Consider the following 22,047-nt stretch of genomic DNA (forward strand, 5'->3'; position numbering starts at 1 on the left):
TGATAGATATTACCTTCTTTACTGATTGTTATTATTTATCAATATAGTTAATAACTCTTATTTTATACATATGAATACAGATCTTTTGTTTAAAAAATAGATAATATTATATTAATAATATGTAAAAAAATATCATATTTTTATAAATAAAATAACTGGTTAAGATTTGAAAAAGTGTTTGTTTTAATGCAAACGTTTTCTATCATCGCCTACTACTACTACTACTACTACTACTACTTTCCTATTTTGACAACCTTGCATTTATTAGATAGCATGCACGCTTTTGTGGATAGTTTAATCTATTTTCATTGTAGATAACTATAACGAATAGGGATCATCTTCAATTTTTATAGATTAGATGGCACAAGAAAAACGTTAAATAAATTTATCATCAGCCAAAAAAGGAGGACTCTAATGAGTCTAATTTTAATCAAAGCAAAATCAGGACAGCGAATTGATTTAAGCAAAGTTGCCAAAAAAGGCAAATATGTAGAATTGGCCGTTGCCGGAGAAGAGTATCACGTTATAGACAGTGAAACAGGAAAAACCCCAGAAGATTTACAAGTTTCCCGATCAGGTAACGATCTTGTTATAAAAAGCCAAAAAGACAAGATTGAAGTTATCATAGATGAATTTTGGGGCGAATGCAGCGCAGAACAGCAATGCTTTGCAGTGTTTGATAGTGCGGCACAAGGCGCTGAGCAAGGCAAGGTTATCGTTACCCAAGTTGAAGCAGAAATGAGTGGTTTTAGTAGCAACGATATTGCCAGTGGAACATTAACAACCAGCTTAGAAAATGGACAAAGTTTTAGTCCTTGGACATATGTAGCCGGTGCAGCAGCATTGCTCGGAGGCATTGCATTAGCCGCAGGCGGTGGAAGCAGTGGTGGCAAGGGATCATCCCATACGGGGGGGGGGTAGAAAGCACTAAGATTACCGCCGCCGAAGAAGCAGTTAAAGCCGCTGAAAAAGCCTACCAACAAGCCAAAGATCTTCTTGAAAAAGCAAAAGAAGATAATCAAATCACAGCAGAAGAAAACGCTGCCATTAAAGAAGCAAATCAAGCAATAAAAGACGCAAAAACAAAGGCAGAAGAAGCACTAAACAACCTACCTAAAGATAAAGAACAAGAAGCACTGAAAGAAAGATTAGATGCCGTTAATCCCATTGAAATTCCCGAGAATGGCGGAAATCCGTCAACAGATCCAGAACAACCAACTCCAACAGACCCTACAGACGATCAAGGCAACACAGGAAAAGACAAACCGGATGTTGGAGAACAGGATAAAGATCCTGCGTTAGAAAATGCAGAAAAATTAGTCAAGGCAGCAGAAGACGCAGAAACAAAAGCGGAAGAAGCATTAAAAGAGGCTAAGAAAGATGGCGTGATTTCTCAAGAAGAGAAAGATAAATTAGATAGTCTAAATGAAGAAATCACTAAAGCAAAAGAAGATGCAGAAAATGCATTAAAAGATCTACCTAATGATAAAGACAAAGATGATCTAAAAGAGCGTTTAGATAATGTTAATAATGTTAGCGTACCGACCGACAACGACAAGAACCCTACGAATGGCGTACAAGATGAGATTGATGCCAAAATCCAAGCAGCTGTTGATGCGAAAACCAAAGCAGATAATGCGGCACGTGATGCTAACACCGATGGTGTGGTGACAGCGGAAGAAGCGGCTGCGGTAGAAACTGCAAATCGAGAGTTAGCCGAGGCGAAAGCGGAAGCTAAAGAAGCGATTAAAGCAGCGCCAGCAGAGAAGCAAGGGGAATTAAACGCGAAGATAGACGAATTAGCACCAGCAACTGTGCCGACCGTCAACGACAAGAACCCTGCGAATGGCGTACAAGATGAGATTGATGCCAAAATCCAAGCAGCTGTTGATGCGAAAACCAAAGCAGATAATGCGGCACGTGATGCTAACACCGATGGTGTGGTGACAGCGGAAGAAGCGGCTGCGGTAGAAACTGCAAATCGAGAGTTAGCCGAGGCGAAAGCGGAAGCTAAAGAAGCGATTAAAGCAGCGCCAGCAGAGAAGCAAGGGGAATTAAACGCGAAGATAGACGAATTAGCACCAGCAACTGTGCCGACCGTCAACGACAAGAACCCTGCGAATGGCGTACAAGATGAGATTGATGCCAAAATCCAAGCAGCTGTTGATGCGAAAACCAAAGCAGATAATGCGGCACGTGATGCTAACACCGATGGTGTGGTGACAGCGGAAGAAGCGGCTGCGGTAGAAACTGCAAATCGAGAGTTAGCCGAGGCGAAAGCGGAAGCTAAAGAAGCGATTAAAGCAGCGCCAGCAGAGAAGCAAGGGGAATTAAACGCGAAGATAGACGAATTAGCACCAGCGACCGTGCCGACCGTCAACGACAAGAACCCTGCGAATGGCGTACAAGATGAGATTGATGCCAAAATCCAAGCAGCTGTTGATGCGAAAACCAAAGCAGATAATGCGGCACGTGATGCTAACACCGATGGTGTGGTGACAGCGGAAGAAGCGGCTGCGGTAGAAACTGCAAATCGAGAGTTAGCCGAGGCGAAAGCGGAAGCTAAAGAAGCGATTAAAGCAGCGCCAGCAGAGAAGCAAGGGGAATTAAACGCGAAGATAGACGAATTAGCACCAGCAACTGTGCCGACCGTCAACGACAAGAACCCTGCGAATGGCGTACAAGATGAGATTGATGCCAAAATCCAAGCAGCTGTTGATGCGAAAACCAAAGCAGATAATGCGGCACGTGATGCTAACACCGATGGTGTGGTGACAGCGGAAGAAGCGGCTGCGGTAGAAACTGCAAATCGAGAGTTAGCCGAGGCGAAAGCGGAAGCTAAAGAAGCGATTAAAGCAGCGCCAGCAGAGAAGCAAGGGGAATTAAACGCGAAGATAGACGAATTAGCACCAGCAACTGTGCCGACCGTCAACGACAAGAACCCTGCGAATGGCGTACAAGATGAGATTGATGCCAAAATCCAAGCAGCTGTTGATGCGAAAACCAAAGCAGATAATGCGGCACGTGATGCTAACACCGATGGTGTGGTGACAGCGGAAGAAGCGGCTGCGGTAGAAACTGCAAATCGAGAGTTAGCCGAGGCGAAAGCGGAAGCTAAAGAAGCGATTAAAGCAGCGCCAGCAGAGAAGCAAGGGGAATTAAACGCGAAGATAGACGAATTAGCACCAGCAACTGTGCCGACCGTCAACGACAAGAACCCTGCGAATGGCGTACAAGATGAGATTGATGCCAAAATCCAAGCAGCTGTTGATGCGAAAACCAAAGCAGATAATGCGGCACGTGATGCTAACACCGATGGTGTGGTGACAGCGGAAGAAGCGGCTGCGGTAGAAACTGCAAATCGAGAGTTAGCCGAGGCGAAAGCGGAAGCTAAAGAAGCGATTAAAGCAGCGCCAGCAGAGAAGCAAGGGGAATTAAACGCGAAGATAGACGAATTAGCACCAGCAACTGTGCCGACCGTCAACGACAAGAACCCTGCGAATGGCGTACAAGATGAGATTGATGCCAAAATCCAAGCAGCTGTTGATGCGAAAACCAAAGCAGATAATGCGGCACGTGATGCTAACACCGATGGTGTGGTGACAGCGGAAGAAGCGGCTGCGGTAGAAACTGCAAATCGAGAGTTAGCCGAGGCGAAAGCGGAAGCTAAAGAAGCGATTAAAGCAGCGCCAGCAGAGAAGCAAGGGGAATTAAACGCGAAGATAGACGAATTAGCACCAGCAACTGTGCCGACCGTCAACGACAAGAACCCTGCGAATGGCGTACAAGATGAGATTGATGCCAAAATCCAAGCAGCTGTTGATGCGAAAACCAAAGCAGATAATGCGGCACGTGATGCTAACACCGATGGTGTGGTGACAGCGGAAGAAGCGGCTGCGGTAGAAACTGCAAATCGAGAGTTAGCCGAGGCGAAAGCGGAAGCTAAAGAAGCGATTAAAGCAGCGCCAGCAGAGAAGCAAGGGGAATTAAACGCGAAGATAGACGAATTAGCACCAGCAACTGTGCCGACCGTCAACGACAAGAACCCTGCGAATGGCGTACAAGATGAGATTGATGCCAAAATCCAAGCAGCTGTTGATGCGAAAACCAAAGCAGATAATGCGGCACGTGATGCTAACACCGATGGTGTGGTGACAGCGGAAGAAGCGGCTGCGGTAGAAACTGCAAATCGAGAGTTAGCCGAGGCGAAAGCGGAAGCTAAAGAAGCGATTAAAGCAGCGCCAGCAGAGAAGCAAGGGGAATTAAACGCGAAGATAGACGAATTAGCACCAGCAACTGTGCCGACCGTCAACGACAAGAACCCTGCGAATGGCGTACAAGATGAGATTGATGCCAAAATCCAAGCAGCTGTTGATGCGAAAACCAAAGCAGATAATGCGGCACGTGATGCTAACACCGATGGTGTGGTGACAGCGGAAGAAGCGGCTGCGGTAGAAACTGCAAATCGAGAGTTAGCCGAGGCGAAAGCGGAAGCTAAAGAAGCGATTAAAGCAGCGCCAGCAGAGAAGCAAGGGGAATTAAACGCGAAGATAGACGAATTAGCACCAGCAACTGTGCCGACCGTCAACGACAAGAACCCTGCGAATGGCGTACAAGATGAGATTGATGCCAAAATCCAAGCAGCTGTTGATGCGAAAACCAAAGCAGATAATGCGGCACGTGATGCTAACACCGATGGTGTGGTGACAGCGGAAGAAGCGGCTGCGGTAGAAACTGCAAATCGAGAGTTAGCCGAGGCGAAAGCGGAAGCTAAAGAAGCGATTAAAGCAGCGCCAGCAGAGAAGCAAGGGGAATTAAACGCGAAGATAGACGAATTAGCACCAGCAACTGTGCCGACCGTCAACGACAAGAACCCTGCGAATGGCGTACAAGATGAGATTGATGCCAAAATCCAAGCAGCTGTTGATGCGAAAACCAAAGCAGATAATGCGGCACGTGATGCTAACACCGATGGTGTGGTGACAGCGGAAGAAGCGGCTGCGGTAGAAACTGCAAATCGAGAGTTAGCCGAGGCGAAAGCGGAAGCTAAAGAAGCGATTAAAGCAGCGCCAGCAGAGAAGCAAGGGGAATTAAACGCGAAGATAGACGAATTAGCACCAGCAACTGTGCCGACCGTCAACGACAAGAACCCTGCGAATGGCGTACAAGATGAGATTGATGCCAAAATCCAAGCAGCTGTTGATGCGAAAACCAAAGCAGATAATGCGGCACGTGATGCTAACACCGATGGTGTGGTGACAGCGGAAGAAGCGGCTGCGGTAGAAACTGCAAATCGAGAGTTAGCCGAGGCGAAAGCGGAAGCTAAAGAAGCGATTAAAGCAGCGCCAGCAGAGAAGCAAGGGGAATTAAACGCGAAGATAGACGAATTAGCACCAGCGACCGTGCCGACCGTCAACGACAAGAACCCTGCGAATGGCGTACAAGATGAGATTGATGCCAAAATCCAAGCAGCTGTTGATGCGAAAACCAAAGCAGATAATGCGGCACGTGATGCTAACACCGATGGTGTGGTGACAGCGGAAGAAGCGGCTGCGGTAGAAACTGCAAATCGAGAGTTAGCCGAGGCGAAAGCGGAAGCTAAAGAAGCGATTAAAGCAGCGCCAGCAGAGAAGCAAGGGGAATTAAACGCGAAGATAGACGAATTAGCACCAGCAACTGTGCCGACCGTCAACGACAAGAACCCTGCGAATGGCGTACAAGATGAGATTGATGCCAAAATCCAAGCAGCTGTTGATGCGAAAACCAAAGCAGATAATGCGGCACGTGATGCTAACACCGATGGTGTGGTGACAGCGGAAGAAGCGGCTGCGGTAGAAACTGCAAATCGAGAGTTAGCCGAGGCGAAAGCGGAAGCTAAAGAAGCGATTAAAGCAGCGCCAGCAGAGAAGCAAGGGGAATTAAACGCGAAGATAGACGAATTAGCACCAGCAACTGTGCCGACCGTCAACGACAAGAACCCTGCGAATGGCGTACAAGATGAGATTGATGCCAAAATCCAAGCAGCTGTTGATGCGAAAACCAAAGCAGATAATGCGGCACGTGATGCTAACACCGATGGTGTGGTGACAGCGGAAGAAGCGGCTGCGGTAGAAACTGCAAATCGAGAGTTAGCCGAGGCGAAAGCGGAAGCTAAAGAAGCGATTAAAGCAGCGCCAGCAGAGAAGCAAGGGGAATTAAACGCGAAGATAGACGAATTAGCACCAGCAACTGTGCCGACCGTCAACGACAAGAACCCTGCGAATGGCGTACAAGATGAGATTGATGCCAAAATCCAAGCAGCTGTTGATGCGAAAACCAAAGCAGATAATGCGGCACGTGATGCTAACACCGATGGTGTGGTGACAGCGGAAGAAGCGGCTGCGGTAGAAACTGCAAATCGAGAGTTAGCCGAGGCGAAAGCGGAAGCTAAAGAAGCGATTAAAGCAGCGCCAGCAGAGAAGCAAGGGGAATTAAACGCGAAGATAGACGAATTAGCACCAGCAACTGTGCCGACCGTCAACGACAAGAACCCTGCGAATGGCGTACAAGATGAGATTGATGCCAAAATCCAAGCAGCTGTTGATGCGAAAACCAAAGCAGATAATGCGGCACGTGATGCTAACACCGATGGTGTGGTGACAGCGGAAGAAGCGGCTGCGGTAGAAACTGCAAATCGAGAGTTAGCCGAGGCGAAAGCGGAAGCTAAAGAAGCGATTAAAGCAGCGCCAGCAGAGAAGCAAGGGGAATTAAACGCGAAGATAGACGAATTAGCACCAGCAACTGTGCCGACCGTCAACGACAAGAACCCTGCGAATGGCGTACAAGATGAGATTGATGCCAAAATCCAAGCAGCTGTTGATGCGAAAACCAAAGCAGATAATGCGGCACGTGATGCTAACACCGATGGTGTGGTGACAGCGGAAGAAGCGGCTGCGGTAGAAACTGCAAATCGAGAGTTAGCCGAGGCGAAAGCGGAAGCTAAAGAAGCGATTAAAGCAGCGCCAGCAGAGAAGCAAGGGGAATTAAACGCGAAGATAGACGAATTAGCACCAGCAACTGTGCCGACCGTCAACGACAAGAACCCTGCGAATGGCGTACAAGATGAGATTGATGCCAAAATCCAAGCAGCTGTTGATGCGAAAACCAAAGCAGATAATGCGGCACGTGATGCTAACACCGATGGTGTGGTGACAGCGGAAGAAGCGGCTGCGGTAGAAACTGCAAATCGAGAGTTAGCCGAGGCGAAAGCGGAAGCTAAAGAAGCGATTAAAGCAGCGCCAGCAGAGAAGCAAGGGGAATTAAACGCGAAGATAGACGAATTAGCACCAGCAACTGTGCCGACCGTCAACGACAAGAACCCTGCGAATGGCGTACAAGATGAGATTGATGCCAAAATCCAAGCAGCTGTTGATGCGAAAACCAAAGCAGATAATGCGGCACGTGATGCTAACACCGATGGTGTGGTGACAGCGGAAGAAGCGGCTGCGGTAGAAACTGCAAATCGAGAGTTAGCCGAGGCGAAAGCGGAAGCTAAAGAAGCGATTAAAGCAGCGCCAGCAGAGAAGCAAGGGGAATTAAACGCGAAGATAGACGAATTAGCACCAGCGACCGTGCCGACCGTCAACGACAAGAACCCTGCGAATGGCGTACAAGATGAGATTGATGCCAAAATCCAAGCAGCTGTTGATGCGAAAACCAAAGCAGATAATGCGGCACGTGATGCTAACACCGATGGTGTGGTGACAGCGGAAGAAGCGGCTGCGGTAGAAACTGCAAATCGAGAGTTAGCCGAGGCGAAAGCGGAAGCTAAAGAAGCGATTAAAGCAGCGCCAGCAGAGAAGCAAGGGGAATTAAACGCGAAGATAGACGAATTAGCACCAGCAACTGTGCCGACCGTCAACGACAAGAACCCTGCGAATGGCGTACAAGATGAGATTGATGCCAAAATCCAAGCAGCTGTTGATGCGAAAACCAAAGCAGATAATGCGGCACGTGATGCTAACACCGATGGTGTGGTGACAGCGGAAGAAGCGGCTGCGGTAGAAACTGCAAATCGAGAGTTAGCCGAGGCGAAAGCGGAAGCTAAAGAAGCGATTAAAGCAGCGCCAGCAGAGAAGCAAGGGGAATTAAACGCGAAGATAGACGAATTAGCACCAGCAACTGTGCCGACCGTCAACGACAAGAACCCTGCGAATGGCGTACAAGATGAGATTGATGCCAAAATCCAAGCAGCTGTTGATGCGAAAACCAAAGCAGATAATGCGGCACGTGATGCTAACACCGATGGTGTGGTGACAGCGGAAGAAGCGGCTGCGGTAGAAACTGCAAATCGAGAGTTAGCCGAGGCGAAAGCGGAAGCTAAAGAAGCGATTAAAGCAGCGCCAGCAGAGAAGCAAGGGGAATTAAACGCGAAGATAGACGAATTAGCACCAGCGACCGTGCCTGAAGTCACACCAATAGAACCACTTGCCTTTGATAGCGAATCGAAGACACCGGCTGTAGCAGACGGAAATAAAGTTATCCTTAATTTAAATGGTAAGGCAGAGTCTGATCATTCAGCGGATACTTTTGATGGTAATAAAGCTACTTTGATCTTTGGTGATGCCACTTTACCTACTGAGAAAGTACATACTCTGACTGGCTCAGGAAACAACGGTAAAATTGCGGTATATAATCCAAAACTTGACTGGGATATGCGTATTGCTGATGAGTATCCTGATAATCCAGCGGATAAACAAGAAGATCACGCACCGGGTTGGGATTTAGATAAAGAAGCAGCTAAACAGGATGAAATATATAATGATGTAGCTCCTGGTAGCTATCGTAAGTACTTTTATAAATGGACGGGCGCTGAGGATGCTGCGGATATTATTCTTGTAGAGAATGTACAAACTGATCCTGGTAATAACGATACGAAAGTACAAGGTATGATTGCTTCGGAAGCAAAAGGTTCGGAAACAAAACAAATTCGTTTTGCTCTTGATACGCTTGCTGGTGGCAATGATTATATTAAAGCCAAAGGTGTGGGCGGACACGTGAAAATTAAAACTAACGAGGGTGATGATGTCATTGAGTTAGCTTATATGAATGGACGTAAAGGCCCTTTCGTGCCGTTCTATGATGGTTCTAACCAAATTGATATGGGTGACGACAATGATAAATTGTTAGTAACGAGCCATTCCGGAGACCAAGGTGTTGGGGCGTCTCTTTATGATAATGGTTCATTGTATTACACCAATGCGAAAATCGATATGGGCGAAGGCAATAATGAAGTGAGTATTTATCATAATATTATTGCTGGAGCTGAAGACGGTTCGGGGAACTATATTCGCTTTGGTAGCGGTGATGATAAGCTTACCGTAGGTGGATATATAGGTGGTGAATCAGCATCAGTTGCTACTGGTTATAAATCTTCGAATATTATTGATTTAGGTGGCGGACATAATACGGTTCAAGTGGACGGTGGTATATATGTATCTGATACAACTAAATTTTTAATGGTATCCGATGGTTCAAGTAACGTGACTTTTAATAGCAATATTGGTGGACGTTCCTCAATGATGATGGGAGACGAAGCTGATACGGTTGTTGTTAAGGGTAATGCTGAGTTTAATTCAGATCCTTATTATTGGTTAGATGGTGCTTTTATTAAAAACATGGAAGAAGGTGCAAAAAATGATATGTACAAAGGTTTTTATGAAACAGCATTTAAACAAAAAGTAAGTGATAAATTGGTTTCTGCTATTAACCGTGCCGGAGCAGGCAGTGAAGCTGTATTAGGTGCAAAAGGGTTGAATCCAAATGAAACGAAAATAGGTAATGCAAAAGACATTGGCACACGTATTGACTTAGGCAATGGTGAAAATACATTATCAATTACTGGTTCAGTATTGAGATTGAATTATCTTGGTGGTACTAATAGTGACACTGTTACTCTTGGCGCAACATCAGAGTCTCGTTTCTGGATGGGAGATGGAACTAATATGCTTTCATTAGGATCAAGCAGTAGTGTTGGTTATTCCGGTGGTACTGGTACAGATACAATTACGATTAAGGGTAATGTTAACAATAGTACCTTTAATATTGGTTCCGGTGATAACAGCATAACGATTACAGGTAATGCTGAACAAACTTGGATCGGTGTGAGCAACAATGATCAAGGTTTTGCCCAAAGTGGAAATGATACAGTAACGATTAATGGTAGCCTCGTTGGAAAAGGAATAGAAACTGAGGTTATCAATTTAGGCGCTGGTCAAGATAGGGTAACCATCTCAGGTAAGCTCCAAGACTCACTTATCCGAATGGGTGATGAGAATGATAACATTACCATACATGGTATTATCGATGGCTCAAATCGTATTGATGCAGGTAAAGGTGATGATGTGATTACTGTGACCAATACAATTAATAGTACGAATACTTACCTTATGGGTGGAGAAGGTAATGATACTTTCACTGTGCAGTACTTTAGAGGCGATAATCAGAATGCAGTATCAGGGGGAACGGGTACGGATACCTTAAATATTACAGGACGTAATAACCAGTTTATCGTAGGATATAGCAGTGGATGGACTAATTTATGGTCGATTGAAGAAATTGTCTTTAAAAATTCTACAGGAAAAAATACTATTCGTATTGATGAAACGAGCTTAACTGAAGATAATGGTAAATCGCTATATATTAAAAAAGACCAATCTAGTTCAACACTTAATACTGTAGATGTTAATGTAAGAGGAAGCCAAACTAAAACAACTCAGTATGAAGATAGAGATGGAGATGGTCACTCTGAGTCCTATAGTTATAAGGTTTATACATTTAGTGGAGGATACAAACTTTATATTGAAGATGGTATTAATATTATTTAATGTTTAATCACATTTAAGTTTGAATATACTTTTGTATAAATAAACTGATAATGAACCCATCAAGCTGAGCTTGGTGGGTTTTTTTAAGATTTTGTTAGGTAGAAGGTAGTACCTTTAAATTTAAGATGGCGACAAGTGGGGAAAGCTTCCTGTTGTGTTTGTGAAATTTGAGAATAATTGGCGGTTAAATGGCGTTATTAATATTAGCGGTTAAACGCTGTAATAACCTGTCCATAGCACGATAACCTAGTGCTTCAGCTAGATGAATGCGTTGGATTTGCTCTTCACCTGCCAGATCGGCGATAGTGCGAGAAACTCGTAAAATGCGATGATAGGCTCTAACAGAAAGCCCAAGTTTATTCAATGCATTTTCAAGAAAAATGGCATCATCTTGTATTAATTTGCAATATTGTTCGATCTCTTTGCCAGATAAATGGGCATTAATTTTTCCGCAACGAGAGAGTTGTTTTTTCCTCGCCTGTATCACGATATGTTTTAATTTTTCACTGCTGTTTTCGTCTTTAGGTAATTGTTGCAAAGTGCCTTGTGGCAGTAACGGCACTTCAATTGAGAGATCAAAGCGGTCAAGAAATGGACCGGATAACCGATTAAGGTAGCGCATAATCTGTTGCGGCGAGGTACGGTTATGTGTGCCTTGATAATGCCCTGTCGGGCTTGGGTTCATTGCGGCAATGAGTTGAAATTTTGCAGGAAAAGTCACTTTTGCCGCTGTACGTGAGATCACGATTTCGCCACTTTCCAGCGGTTCTCGTAAGGCGTCAAGCACTTTGCGATCAAACTCAGGCAATTCGTCCAAAAAAAGCACGCCATTATGGGCAAGGGAAATTTCTCCCGGTTTAGGAATAGTGCCGCCACCAACTAATGCTGCCATTGACGCACTGTGATGGGGTGAGCGAAAAGGGCGTTGTTTCCAATGCTGATAATCCACACAACGTTGTACTAAGCTATTAATGGCAGCCGTTTCAATCGCTTCTTGTTCTGTCATCTCTGGCAATAGTGTTGTTAATCGACTTGCCAACATAGTTTTGCCTGTACCGGGTGGCCCTAAAAAGAGGAGATTATGCTGTCCGGCAGCAGCAATGAGTAAAGCTCGTTTAGCGTGTTGTTGTCCGATAATATCGGTCATATCCAGTAAATGGGGGTTTTTAGAATGGGAAACTGGCGGTAATTGTTGTGCTATCGGCAATTTTTGTTGCTGATTCAAAAAACTGACAACATCTAATAGCGAGTCGGCAAAATAGGTTTGTGTGTTGGCAACTAAGGTTGCTTCTTGAGCATTTTGTTTGGCGATAATTAATTCACGTTTTGCGTTATTCGCCGCCAAAATAGCCGGAATAACGCCTTGTACGCCACGTAAATTTCCAGTAAGTGCCAGTTCTCCAATAAATTCAAAGGATTGTAACTTTTGAGCATCGATTTGCCCTGAAGCTGCTAAGATACCTAATGCAATTGGTAAATCAAATCTTCCTCCTTCTTTCGGTAGATCTGCCGGTGCAAGATTAACGGTGATTCGTTGAGTCGGATAGATAAAATTAGCATTCATTAATGCACTACGAACACGATCTCTTGCCTCTTTTACGGTGGTTTCCGGTAAGCCGACCAAGGTTAACCCCGGCGCGCCGTTACTCATATGAACTTCGATCGTGATTAATGGTGCCTGCACTCCGATAGAGGCACGGCTGTAAACAACTGCTAATGACATAACATTCCTCAATGCAAAATAAGGACAAGCATAGAGAAAAAGTGCAAATATAGAAAAGCGTTGTGAGTAGTTTTGTGATGATGATCGAAAAAAGAAAATTTTGTGATAATGATGGGCGCTATTTTCTACCCATCATTAATGAAATTATTTAACTTCTACGCCTTTTGCTTGTAAGTCGGCGTGGTAGGAGGAACGAACGAAAGGGCCACAAGCTGCGTGTTCAAATCCCATCTCTTTTGCCTTGCTTCTGAATTGATCAAATTCACTTGGTGGCACATAACGTGCTACTGGTAAGTGGTGGCGACTTGGTTGTAAATATTGACCTAATGTCAACATAGTGACGCCGTTATCGCGTAAATCTTGCATTACTTGCAAAATTTCTTCGTTGGTTTCTCCTAAGCCAACCATTAATCCGGATTTGGTCGGAATATTTGGGAACATTTGTTTAAATTCGCGCAGTAAGCGTAAAGACCATTGGTAATCTGCACCCGGACGAACTTCTTTATATAAGCGAGGAATATTTTCAAGGTTATGATTAAAAACATCCGGTGGATTTTGCGCTAATTTTTCAAGTGCTACTTCAATACGGCCACGAAAATCCGGCACTAAAATTTCAATTTTAATATTTGGATTTAAGGCGCGGATTTCTTTCACACATTCGGCAAAATGACCGGCTCCACCGTCACGAAGATCATCACGATCGACAGACGTGATAACCACATAGCGTAATCCCATATCGTGAATAGTCTGTGCCAATTTTTTTGGTTCTTCCGGATCAGGCGGTAACGGTTTGCCGTGTGCTACATCACAGAACGGGCAACGACGAGTACAGATAGCACCTAAAATCATAAAAGTTGCAGTGCCGTGATGGAAGCATTCAGCCAGGTTCGGGCAAGAGGCTTCTTCACATACAGAGTTCAAGCCGTTCTTACGCATTGCCTTTTTGATATTTAAGATTTTTTCAGTATTCGCTGGAAGTTTAATTTTCATCCATTCTGGCTTGGGTAACAGCTCTTGGTTAGGATCAATATTTTTTACTGGAATAATTGAAGTCTTAGCGGCATCACGATATTTAACGCCACGTTCCATTTTAAACGGAGTGCCCATATTTTTTCCTTATTGTGTGTTGTCCAGACCATCAACAAAGGTGAGTTGTTGATAGCCGATTAAGCGGGTGAAATGTTCGATTAATTTAGGTGCGACATCGGCACAGGTAATAGGTTCTTTAACAAAATCTTGTAATTGGCACATTTCCAAGCCGGCGTAACCACAAGGATTAATGTTATGAAACGGCGAGAGATCCATATGAATATTGAATGCTAACCCGTGGAATGAACAGCCTTTACGGATACGCAAACCAAGAGAACAGATTTTTTTGCCGTTAATATAAACACCAGGTGCATCCGGTTTTGGATAGCCTTCAATGCCATAATCAGCTAAGGTTTTAACTACACATTGTTCCAAGTCAGTAACAAGATCTCTTACTGAAAGTGGCGATTCTTTGCCGGATAATTTATCAATTGCTTTGCGGCGTTTAATATCAACCAGAATGTACATCACTTGTTGCCCCGGTCCGTGGTAGGTAACTTGCCCGCCACGGTCGGATTGAACGATAGGAATGTTGGTTTTGGTTAGAATGTGTTCCGGTTTACCTGCCTGACCTTGGGTAAACACCGGCGGATGTTGCACTAACCAAATTTCATCAATCGTATCGGCAGTACGCTGATCAGTAAATTGTTGCATACGATGCCAAACAGTGTCATAAGGTTGCACACCAAGCTGACGAATAATCACTTTTTGCTTAATCTGTTCTATTGTACTTTCCATAGTACTACCTTGGTTATAACACCATTTTGACTAATTCAATTTCGGCCAATTCTTTATATAAACGTTCTATCTGTTCGATATTCTGAGCGTTAATGGTAAAGGAAACGGAGTGATATTTACCATTTCGGCTTGGCTTTACAGAAGGAGTGTAATCGCCCGGTGCGTGTTGTTGTACAACGGCAAGGACGCGATCAGTGAGTTCAGGATGTGCGAGTCCAACAACTTTGTATGGGAAATCACACGGGAATTCGAGTAAATCTTTAAGTTTTGGTTGTTCTTGTTGTTGCATAATTTCCTCTCTTAACTGTGATTTTATCTTTGGTATTAATTTCTACCCTAAAGATAATGCAATTTAACCCACCCTAAATAAGGTGGGTTAGCAAAATTTCAAGGGTTATTGTTAAATAAGTGTTAAAGCAAACTTATCTAACTAAAAATGCTTTTTACGGTCAGCACTAACCAATCCCACGCTTTGCCGAAGAAACCAGCTTCTTCAACATTATTCATTACTTGAAGATCGGCTTTTTGAATATCTTTACCATCAAGCTGATAAACGATAGAACCAACAACTTGCCCCTGTTTTAACGGTGCTTCAAGGAATTTTTGATTGAGTTGGTAGCGTGCTTTAATGGCTTGACTTTTGCCTTTCGGAATAACTAAATAAACATCGGAAAGTGTGCCGAGTTTGATTTTGCTTTCTTTACCGTAATAAACCGGCTGTTCGGAAACAACTTGATTAGCGGCGAGCGGTTTCACATTCTCAAAATTGGCGAAGCCCCATTGCAATAGTTTTTTGCTTTCAATTTCACGGCCTTTAAACGAGTTTACGCCCATCACCACCGAGATTAAACGCATATTATTGTTAACTGCGGAAGCGACTAAATTATAACCTGCTTCATCGGTATGTCCGGTTTTTAAGCCATCAACGGTGAGATTTTTGTCCCATAATAAGCCGTTACGGTTAGGTTGTTTAATGTTGTTGAAGGTGAACTCTTTTTCGGCATAAATATGATACTCTTCCGGCAAATCACGAATAATTCGTGCGCCGATAAGTGCCATATCACGTGAGGTGGAGTATTGATTTTCGTGATCAAGGCCGTGTACTGTTTCAAAGTGTGTATTCTTTAAGCCAAATTGATCGACATATTGATTCATCATATTGATGAAATTTGCTTGAGAGCCGGCAAGGTATTTTGCCATTGCTACGCAAGCATCATTTCCTGAAGCAATAATAATGCCCCGATTTAAGTCGGAAACGGAAACTTGTTGATTGACATTCAAAAACATTTTTGATGATCCTGGGAAATTTTTCCCCCAAGATTCTTCGTCAATCGTTACCATATCGGTATTATGGATTCTCCCTTCTTTCAAGGCTTGACCGATAACATAACTTGTCATCATTTTGGTTAATGATGCCGGATAATGTTTCTGATCGGGATTGAGTGCCGCCAATACGGCACCGCTATTGTAATCCATTAAAATATAGGTCTGAGCATTAATTTGCGGTGGAGCAATATCATAAAGACCTTCCGCAAAAGCAACAGAGATACTGGAAAAACCGAGTAAACCGGCAAAGGCGAGTTTTTTCAGTTTTTTAGAATACAGCGACATTTTTTCATCCTTACAACGTTAATTAGTAGCGATAAGTATAGAGCTGACTATCATCCGTTTGTAAACGAGAAAAAGCGAGTTTGATGCTGTTTACTTTATTGGGGTCGAGAACAGGCCCAATATGAATGTTATATTTATCCCCTTCTTGGGTAATTTCTGTTTTTATATCATCAATAGCTAATGCAGAAATTAGCTGTTCCGCTTTCTCTTTGCTTACAATGTTATTGGCAGTCAATCTAAATTGTTTGCTTACCCTTTGGTTATTAACAATAACGTTGTTCTCTTTCTGTGTATTAAGGCGAGAGGCAATGAGTGTTTTTCCGCCTTTACCAGAGAGATTACCGTTACGGTCAATAATCACCATATCAAGTTTTACATTAGCAACGCCGTGACTGGTCATTCCCAGTTCTTTGGCTGCTGCTTTTGATAGATCAATAATCCTATTTGAATGGAATGGACCTCGATCGTTAATTCTGACAACCACTTTTTTGTGATTGCGTAAGTTTGTTACCAGCACATAACTGTTTAAAGGCAATGTTTTATGTGCGGCAGTAAACAGTTTCTCATTATAAACTTCACCGCTGGAGGTTCTTTGTCCCACAAATTTAGGATGATAAAAACTGGCTTTACCTTGCTTGGCATAGGTTTTCGCCTCTTTTGTGGTCACTGTGCGATAACGTACTCCTTTGACGGTGTAAGTTTTACTTTTTGTTTTTTTAGGATGATATTGCAGTTTCGGACCGGCAATACCATAAATTTTTTTCGTTTCGTTATGAATTCCTGTTTTGGCTATTGCAAAAGAACTTTGAAAAAGAAAAAGCAAAATAGCCAACATAGCAAAATGTTTCTTTAGTTTCATATTAAATATGTTCCCTAACTTTCTTTGATTGCTCAAATGGAAATTAGCTTCCATGAGAAAGCATTCGTCGATGTGTATGAATTGACATAATTAAGCCGAAACCGGCCATTAATGTCACAAACGATGTTCCACCGTAGCTTACTAGCGGCAATGGAACGCCAACAACAGGCAAAATACCACTCACCATACCAATATTAACAAAGACATAAACAAAGAATATCAATGTTAAAGCGCCGGCCAAAATACGACCGAAGGCGTCTTGTGCTTTCGCACCAATGATTAATCCTCTCCCAATAATAAATAAGTAAATGATTAATAAAACGATAATCCCAATTAATCCGTACTCTTCACTTAATACTGCAAAAATAAAGTCAGTATGAGGTTCAGGCAGAAATTCTAACTGAGATTGTGTTCCCATCATCCAACCTTTACCGAACAAACCTCCTGAACCGATAGCGATTTTTGATTGAATAATGTGATACCCTGCACCTAAAGGATCTTTTTCAGGATCAAGCAGGGTTAATACCCGTGTTTTTTGGTAATCGTGCATCAAGTAAAACCATAACACGGGAATAAAACCGGCAACACCGATAACGGCTGTTGCGATCAATTTCCAACTCATTCCGGCAAGAAACACCACAAAAATGCCTGATGCCGCAACAAGAATAGAGGTTCCTAAATCGGGCTGTATTGCCACCAATAGCGTAGGCGCAATAATTAAAACCAATGCAATGACAGTATTACCGAAACTTGGCGGTAGTTGTCGTTTGCCTAAAAAGGTCGCCACCATCAGCGGCACGGACAATTTTATCAGCTCCGATGGCTGAAAGCGAAACAGCCCTAAATCCAACCAGCGTTGTGCGCCTTTACTGGTTGTACCGATTAAATCTACCAAAATCAGCAAGATAATACCGACTAAATATAAGTACGGTGCTAATTTTTGATAGAAGCGGGGCGGCAGTTGTGCAAAAACAAATAGCACGGTAAACCCTATTGCTACCTGCATTATTCGATTATCGAACATTTTTTCACTGCCACCTGAAGCACTGTAAAGCACAATTAAACCATAAATTACCACGATTATTAAGCCTAAAAGTAGCTTTAAATCAATGTGCAATCTCTGCCACAAAGTAGTTATTGTATGCTTTTCTGTCATTGTGTCGATACTCCGCTTGGATTAACTGGGGATGTTTGTGGTTGATGCGCAAAATAATAATCAAAAATTTGTCTGACGATAGGTGCGGCATTTCCTGAGCCTCCGCCAGCGTTTTCCATAATAATAGTCACGATCACTTCCGGATCATTAAATGGTGCGTAAGCGTTAAACCAAGCGTGATCGTGCAGATGTTTAGACAAGTTTTTTGAGTTATAAGTTTCGTTTTCTTTTAAACTGAACACCTGTGCTGTCCCTGATTTGCCTGCCACTTTGTAAGGCGTACCGGCAAACGCTTTACGAGCCGTGCCGTTTGGGCTGTTTACTACGCCGTACATTCCCTGTTTTGCAATATTCCAATAAATATCATTTGGTTCGGTAATATCAGGATATTGATGTTTATCTTGATAATATTCGACCTGATTGCCGATAATTTCTTGCATTAAATGCGGAGTATTAACTTTGCCGTTATTAATCAGAATAGATAATGCTTTTGCTAACTGTAACGGTGTTGCTGTCCAATAACCTTGCCCAATACCAACTGGAATGGTATCCCCTTGGAACCAAGGCTTTTTATAGCGTTTTTGTTTCCAAGCTCTGGTTGGCATAACACCGTTGGTTTCTTCTAAAATATCGATTCCAGTGAGTTGACCGAAGCCGAATTTCATCATCCAATCCGACAGACGATCAATTCCCATTTGGTAGGCAACATTATAGAAAAAGGTATCTGATGATTCGGTAATGCCTTTGATAACATTAGTAGCACCGTGACCTGTTTTTAGCCAATCACGGAAACGCTTATTAGTGTTTGGGATCATAAAGTAACCGGGATCATAGAAAGTGGTATTGGGTGTAATAACACCTTCGGTTAATGCGGCAACCGCAATAAAAGGTTTTACTGTTGATGCTGGTGGATAAGCACCTTGTAATGCACGACTGTATAATGGACGCTCTGGATCATTCAATAATCTTTGATAATTTTGATAGGAAATACCGTCCACGAATAGATTATTGTCATAGCTTGGTGTTGAAACCATCGCTAAAATGCTGCTGTCTTTTGGGTTCATTACCACGACCGCTGCTTTTTGATTGCCGAGGAGATTAAAAATATAACGTTGTAAATCAACATCTAAGGTTAAACGAATATTTTTACCAGCAACAGCAGGTTGTTCACGTAATTTACGAATAACTTTGCCTTGGCTGTTCACTTCCACCTCTTCAAAACCGACTTGACCGTGTAGTTCATCTTCATAATAACGTTCAATACCGAGTTTGCCGATGTCGTGTGTGCCAGAATAATTGGCTTCTTTTTCTTCTTGTTTCAAGCGTTCAACATCACGGTCATTAATTCGTGCAACATAACCGAGAATATGTGTGAGTGGCTCGCCATATAGATAATGTCTTTTAAAATAAGGCTTTACTTCTAAACTTGGAAATGCATATTGATTAACGGAAAAACGTGCAATTTGATCTTCGCTTAAATCAGCTTTTAATAAAATCGGTGTATAACGTTGTGAACGGCGACGTTCTTTTTTAAAAGCATCAATATCGTCATCAGTCAAGCCAACAATTTGCCGTAATTGATTGAATGTTTGTTCTAAATTATCCACTTTTTCCGGTATGATGTATAAACCGAAAAACGTGAGGTTTTCTGCTAAGATCTTGTTATTTCTGTCGTAAATAATGCCACGAGTCGGCGCAATCGGGAGCAGTTTAATGCGGTTACCGTTGGAACGCGTTTGGTAGGCGTCATAATTCACAACTTGCAAATTATATAGGTTGGTTAAAAGTACACCGGTGAGAATCAGTACACCAATAAATGAAATTAATGCACGGCGCGCAAACAGATTGCTTTCTGCTTGATTGTCGCGAATGGTCTCTTTTTCCTGCAAAAATTTCATTAATTTCATCTGGATTACTCTCGATGATAAGGGTGATTTGTGGTTAAACTCCAGGCGCGGTATAAACTTTCCGCAACCACAATGCGCACTAACGGGTGCGGCATAGTGAGGGCTGAAAGTGACCAACTGCGTTCAGCAGCCTGTTTGCACTCAGGAGATAAACCTTCAGGTCCACCGATTAATAAACAGACATCACGCCCGTCCTGTTTCCAACTTTCAAGTTGTTGTGCTAATTGAGGTGTTGTCCAAGTCTTACCGGGAATATCAAGGGTTACAATTAAGCTATTTTTAGGGCAAGCTGCTAGCATTGCCTCACCTTCTTTCTCTAAAATGCGTTTTATATCTGCGTTTTTTCCGCGTTTACCGGCAGGAATTTCAATTAACTCTAAGGGTAAATCTTTCGGGAAGCGGCGTTGATATTCAATAAAACCTTCATTAACCCAAGTAGGCATTTTTGTACCGACGGCAATTAACTGTAATTTCATTTTTATGCCCACAGTTTTTCTAATTGGTAAAGAGAACGAGCCTCTTCTTGCATAATATGTACCATCACTTGCCCAAAATCGACCACAATCCAGTCGCTAGTATTAAAGCCTTCTGCACCGAAACTCTCAATTTGATGTTTTTTACAATAAGCAATCAAATTTTCAGCTAGAGAGGCGACGTGGCGACTCGAATTACCAGTACAGATTATAAGATCATCGGTGATCGGAGATTTTCCTTTTACATTAAGTACTAAAATATCTTTTGCTTTTAGATTGTCCAGTTGTTCGACAATAGTTTCTAACACGTAAAAACCCTTTTTTGGTTAAAAAATAGTCCTAATTAAAATTTTAAGGCGCGAATTGTATCACGATCTTGCTTTGCGTGGAAATTTCCGTTTAGGAAGTGGCAAGAGTGCGGATGAATCGTAATGGCTTACTGGAATGGAATGTCCAATGTATTGCTCAATCGCTGGCAGATTAACCGCATAATCTTCACAAGCAAAACTGATTGAAATTCCGTTTTCTCCGGCACGTCCAGTTCGACCGATACGGTGTACATAATCTTCATAGTCATCGGGTAAATCATAATTGAAAACGTGCGTTACTTGCGGAATGTGTAATCCTCTAGCAGCAACATCCGTAGCAACGAGAATATCTAGTTGTCCATTAGCAAATTGTTCTAGTAAGTCAAAACGTTTTTTCTGAGGAACATCGCCAGTTAATAAGCCGACCCTTAGTTGATCAGCAACTAAATATTGCCAAATTTTTTCACATTGATGCTTGGTATTAGCAAAAATGATGCAACGTTCTGGCCATTCTTCTTCTATAAGCGTTAATAGTAATCTCATTTTGTCTTGATTAGATGGATAAAACAGTTCTTCTTTTATTGTATCCGCTGTTTTATATATCGATTCAATTTCAATGTAATGTGGATCATTCATATCTTCAAATGCTAACTCGCGAACTTTAAATGAGAGTGTGGCGGAAAATAACATTGTTAGGCGTTCACTTGGTGGTGGACAATGGCGTAAAATGTATCGAATATCGCGGATAAAGCCGAGGTCAAACATTCTATCTGCTTCATCAAGCACGATACATTGAATGTGGTTAAGAGAAATAATACGCTGTTTTATATAATCAATTACACGACCGGTTGTACCGATCAGAATATTGACACCTTGTTGTAAAACTTGAAGTTGTTTGTCGTAACCATCGCCGCCATAAGCTAAACCAAGTTTTAATCCTGTTGTTTGCGCAAAATGTTGAGCATCATGATAAATTTGTACTGCAAGCTCACGTGTCGGTGCGAGGATAATAGCAGCTAATGTATGGTGTGATGATGGTTCTTGAATAAGTTTCTGAAAAAGTGCGGTTAAAAAGGCAACAGTTTTCCCCGTTCCTGTTTGTGCTTGTCCAGCGATATCTCTGCCTGCTAATGAGTAAGGCAAGGAATTGGCTTGAATCGGTGTGCAATACTCCATTCCCATTTTTTGCAAGGCTGAGAGGATGTTTGGATGAAGATTAAAATCACTGAATTTTGTTGAAGTTAAATATTGATGTTCCATAATAAATTAAAAAATCTCTGCTAAATAGGCTGAATTCGGTGAGAAATTCTACTCTAAA

13 protein-coding genes are annotated in these 22,047 nt (G+C 42.8%); 2 read left to right on the forward strand and 11 right to left on the reverse strand.

The genetic code is table 11. The features are described 5' to 3' along the window. Window positions 1-414: 414 nt before the first annotated feature. Both ACXPAV_RS10875 and ACXPAV_RS10880 read left to right on the forward strand, forming a co-directional pair. Complete coding sequence (locus ACXPAV_RS10875; protein WP_264779969.1) at window positions 415-921, forward strand: hypothetical protein; 507 nt, start codon at window positions 415-417, stop codon at window positions 919-921. Next, window positions 816-10,865 (forward strand): GA-like domain-containing protein, encoded by a 10,050-nt coding sequence (locus tag ACXPAV_RS10880; RefSeq protein WP_458003468.1) that lies wholly within the window; start codon window positions 816-818, stop codon window positions 10,863-10,865. The genes ACXPAV_RS10875 and ACXPAV_RS10880 overlap by 106 nt, the downstream gene beginning before the upstream one ends. A gap of 184 nt (window positions 10,866-11,049) precedes the next feature. Here the strand turns inward: ACXPAV_RS10880 and ACXPAV_RS10885 are convergent, their stop codons facing one another. The 11 genes from ACXPAV_RS10885 to rhlB form a co-directional block, all read right to left on the reverse strand. Then, on the reverse strand, window positions 11,050-12,588 hold the full coding sequence (locus ACXPAV_RS10885; RefSeq protein WP_458003469.1) for a YifB family Mg chelatase-like AAA ATPase: 1,539 nt from the start codon (window positions 12,586-12,588) through the stop codon (window positions 11,050-11,052). 144 nt (window positions 12,589-12,732) lie between these two features. Beyond that, on the reverse strand, window positions 12,733-13,695 hold the full coding sequence (gene lipA / locus ACXPAV_RS10890; RefSeq protein WP_039094271.1) for a lipoyl synthase: 963 nt from the start codon (window positions 13,693-13,695) through the stop codon (window positions 12,733-12,735). Window positions 13,696-13,704: 9 nt separating this feature from the next. Further along, on the reverse strand, window positions 13,705-14,415 hold the full coding sequence (gene lipB / locus ACXPAV_RS10895) for a lipoyl(octanoyl) transferase LipB (RefSeq protein WP_458003470.1): 711 nt from the start codon (window positions 14,413-14,415) through the stop codon (window positions 13,705-13,707). 13 nt (window positions 14,416-14,428) lie between these two features. Continuing rightward, window positions 14,429-14,704, reverse strand: a complete 276-nt coding sequence (ybeD, locus tag ACXPAV_RS10900) for a DUF493 family protein YbeD (RefSeq protein ID WP_039133744.1) — start codon at window positions 14,702-14,704, stop codon at window positions 14,429-14,431. Between the two features lie 137 nt (window positions 14,705-14,841). After that, window positions 14,842-16,026, reverse strand: a complete 1,185-nt coding sequence (locus ACXPAV_RS10905) for a serine hydrolase (protein ID WP_458003471.1) — start codon at window positions 16,024-16,026, stop codon at window positions 14,842-14,844. Between the two features lie 22 nt (window positions 16,027-16,048). Next, window positions 16,049-16,885, reverse strand: a complete 837-nt coding sequence (locus ACXPAV_RS10910; RefSeq protein ID WP_458003472.1) for a septal ring lytic transglycosylase RlpA family protein — start codon at window positions 16,883-16,885, stop codon at window positions 16,049-16,051. 43 nt (window positions 16,886-16,928) lie between these two features. Continuing rightward, window positions 16,929-18,041: a rod shape-determining protein RodA gene (rodA, locus tag ACXPAV_RS10915; protein WP_458003473.1), complete on the reverse strand. Its 1,113-nt coding sequence runs from the start codon at window positions 18,039-18,041 to the stop codon at window positions 16,929-16,931. Next, complete coding sequence (gene mrdA / locus ACXPAV_RS10920; protein WP_458003474.1) at window positions 18,038-19,948, reverse strand: penicillin-binding protein 2; 1,911 nt, start codon at window positions 19,946-19,948, stop codon at window positions 18,038-18,040. Before mrdA ends, rodA begins: the two co-directional genes overlap by 4 nt. 5 nt (window positions 19,949-19,953) lie before the next feature. Next, window positions 19,954-20,424 (reverse strand): 23S rRNA (pseudouridine(1915)-N(3))-methyltransferase RlmH, encoded by a 471-nt coding sequence (rlmH, locus tag ACXPAV_RS10925; protein WP_458003475.1) that lies wholly within the window; start codon window positions 20,422-20,424, stop codon window positions 19,954-19,956. A 2-nt stretch (window positions 20,425-20,426) separates the two neighbouring features. Further along, window positions 20,427-20,729: a ribosome silencing factor gene (gene rsfS / locus ACXPAV_RS10930; protein ID WP_039133722.1), complete on the reverse strand. Its 303-nt coding sequence runs from the start codon at window positions 20,727-20,729 to the stop codon at window positions 20,427-20,429. 60 nt (window positions 20,730-20,789) lie between these two features. Further along, window positions 20,790-21,989, reverse strand: coding sequence for an ATP-dependent RNA helicase RhlB (gene rhlB / locus ACXPAV_RS10935; protein ID WP_458003476.1), 1,200 nt, complete (start codon window positions 21,987-21,989; stop codon window positions 20,790-20,792). Window positions 21,990-22,047 lie beyond the last annotated feature (58 nt).

It is taken from the genome of Gallibacterium sp. ZY190522, assembly GCF_054166015.1.

Excerpts from the sequence above, each read along its gene's own strand:
- ACXPAV_RS10875 (WP_264779969.1), top strand. The coding sequence starts at position 415 with ATGAGTCTAATTTTAATCAAAGCAAAATCAGGACAGCGAATTGATTTA.
- ACXPAV_RS10885 (WP_458003469.1), bottom strand. The coding sequence starts at position 12,588 with ATGTCATTAGCAGTTGTTTACAGCCGTGCCTCTATCGGAGTGCAGGCA.
- lipA (WP_039094271.1), bottom strand. The coding sequence starts at position 13,695 with ATGGGCACTCCGTTTAAAATGGAACGTGGCGTTAAATATCGTGATGCC.
- lipB (WP_458003470.1), bottom strand. The coding sequence starts at position 14,415 with ATGGAAAGTACAATAGAACAGATTAAGCAAAAAGTGATTATTCGTCAG.
- ybeD (WP_039133744.1), bottom strand. The coding sequence starts at position 14,704 with ATGCAACAACAAGAACAACCAAAACTTAAAGATTTACTCGAATTCCCG.
- ACXPAV_RS10905 (WP_458003471.1), bottom strand. The coding sequence starts at position 16,026 with ATGTCGCTGTATTCTAAAAAACTGAAAAAACTCGCCTTTGCCGGTTTA.
- ACXPAV_RS10910 (WP_458003472.1), bottom strand. The coding sequence starts at position 16,885 with ATGAAACTAAAGAAACATTTTGCTATGTTGGCTATTTTGCTTTTTCTT.
- rodA (WP_458003473.1), bottom strand. The coding sequence starts at position 18,041 with ATGACAGAAAAGCATACAATAACTACTTTGTGGCAGAGATTGCACATT.
- mrdA (WP_458003474.1), bottom strand. The coding sequence starts at position 19,948 with ATGAAATTAATGAAATTTTTGCAGGAAAAAGAGACCATTCGCGACAAT.
- rlmH (WP_458003475.1), bottom strand. The coding sequence starts at position 20,424 with ATGAAATTACAGTTAATTGCCGTCGGTACAAAAATGCCTACTTGGGTT.
- rhlB (WP_458003476.1), bottom strand. The coding sequence starts at position 21,989 with ATGGAACATCAATATTTAACTTCAACAAAATTCAGTGATTTTAATCTT.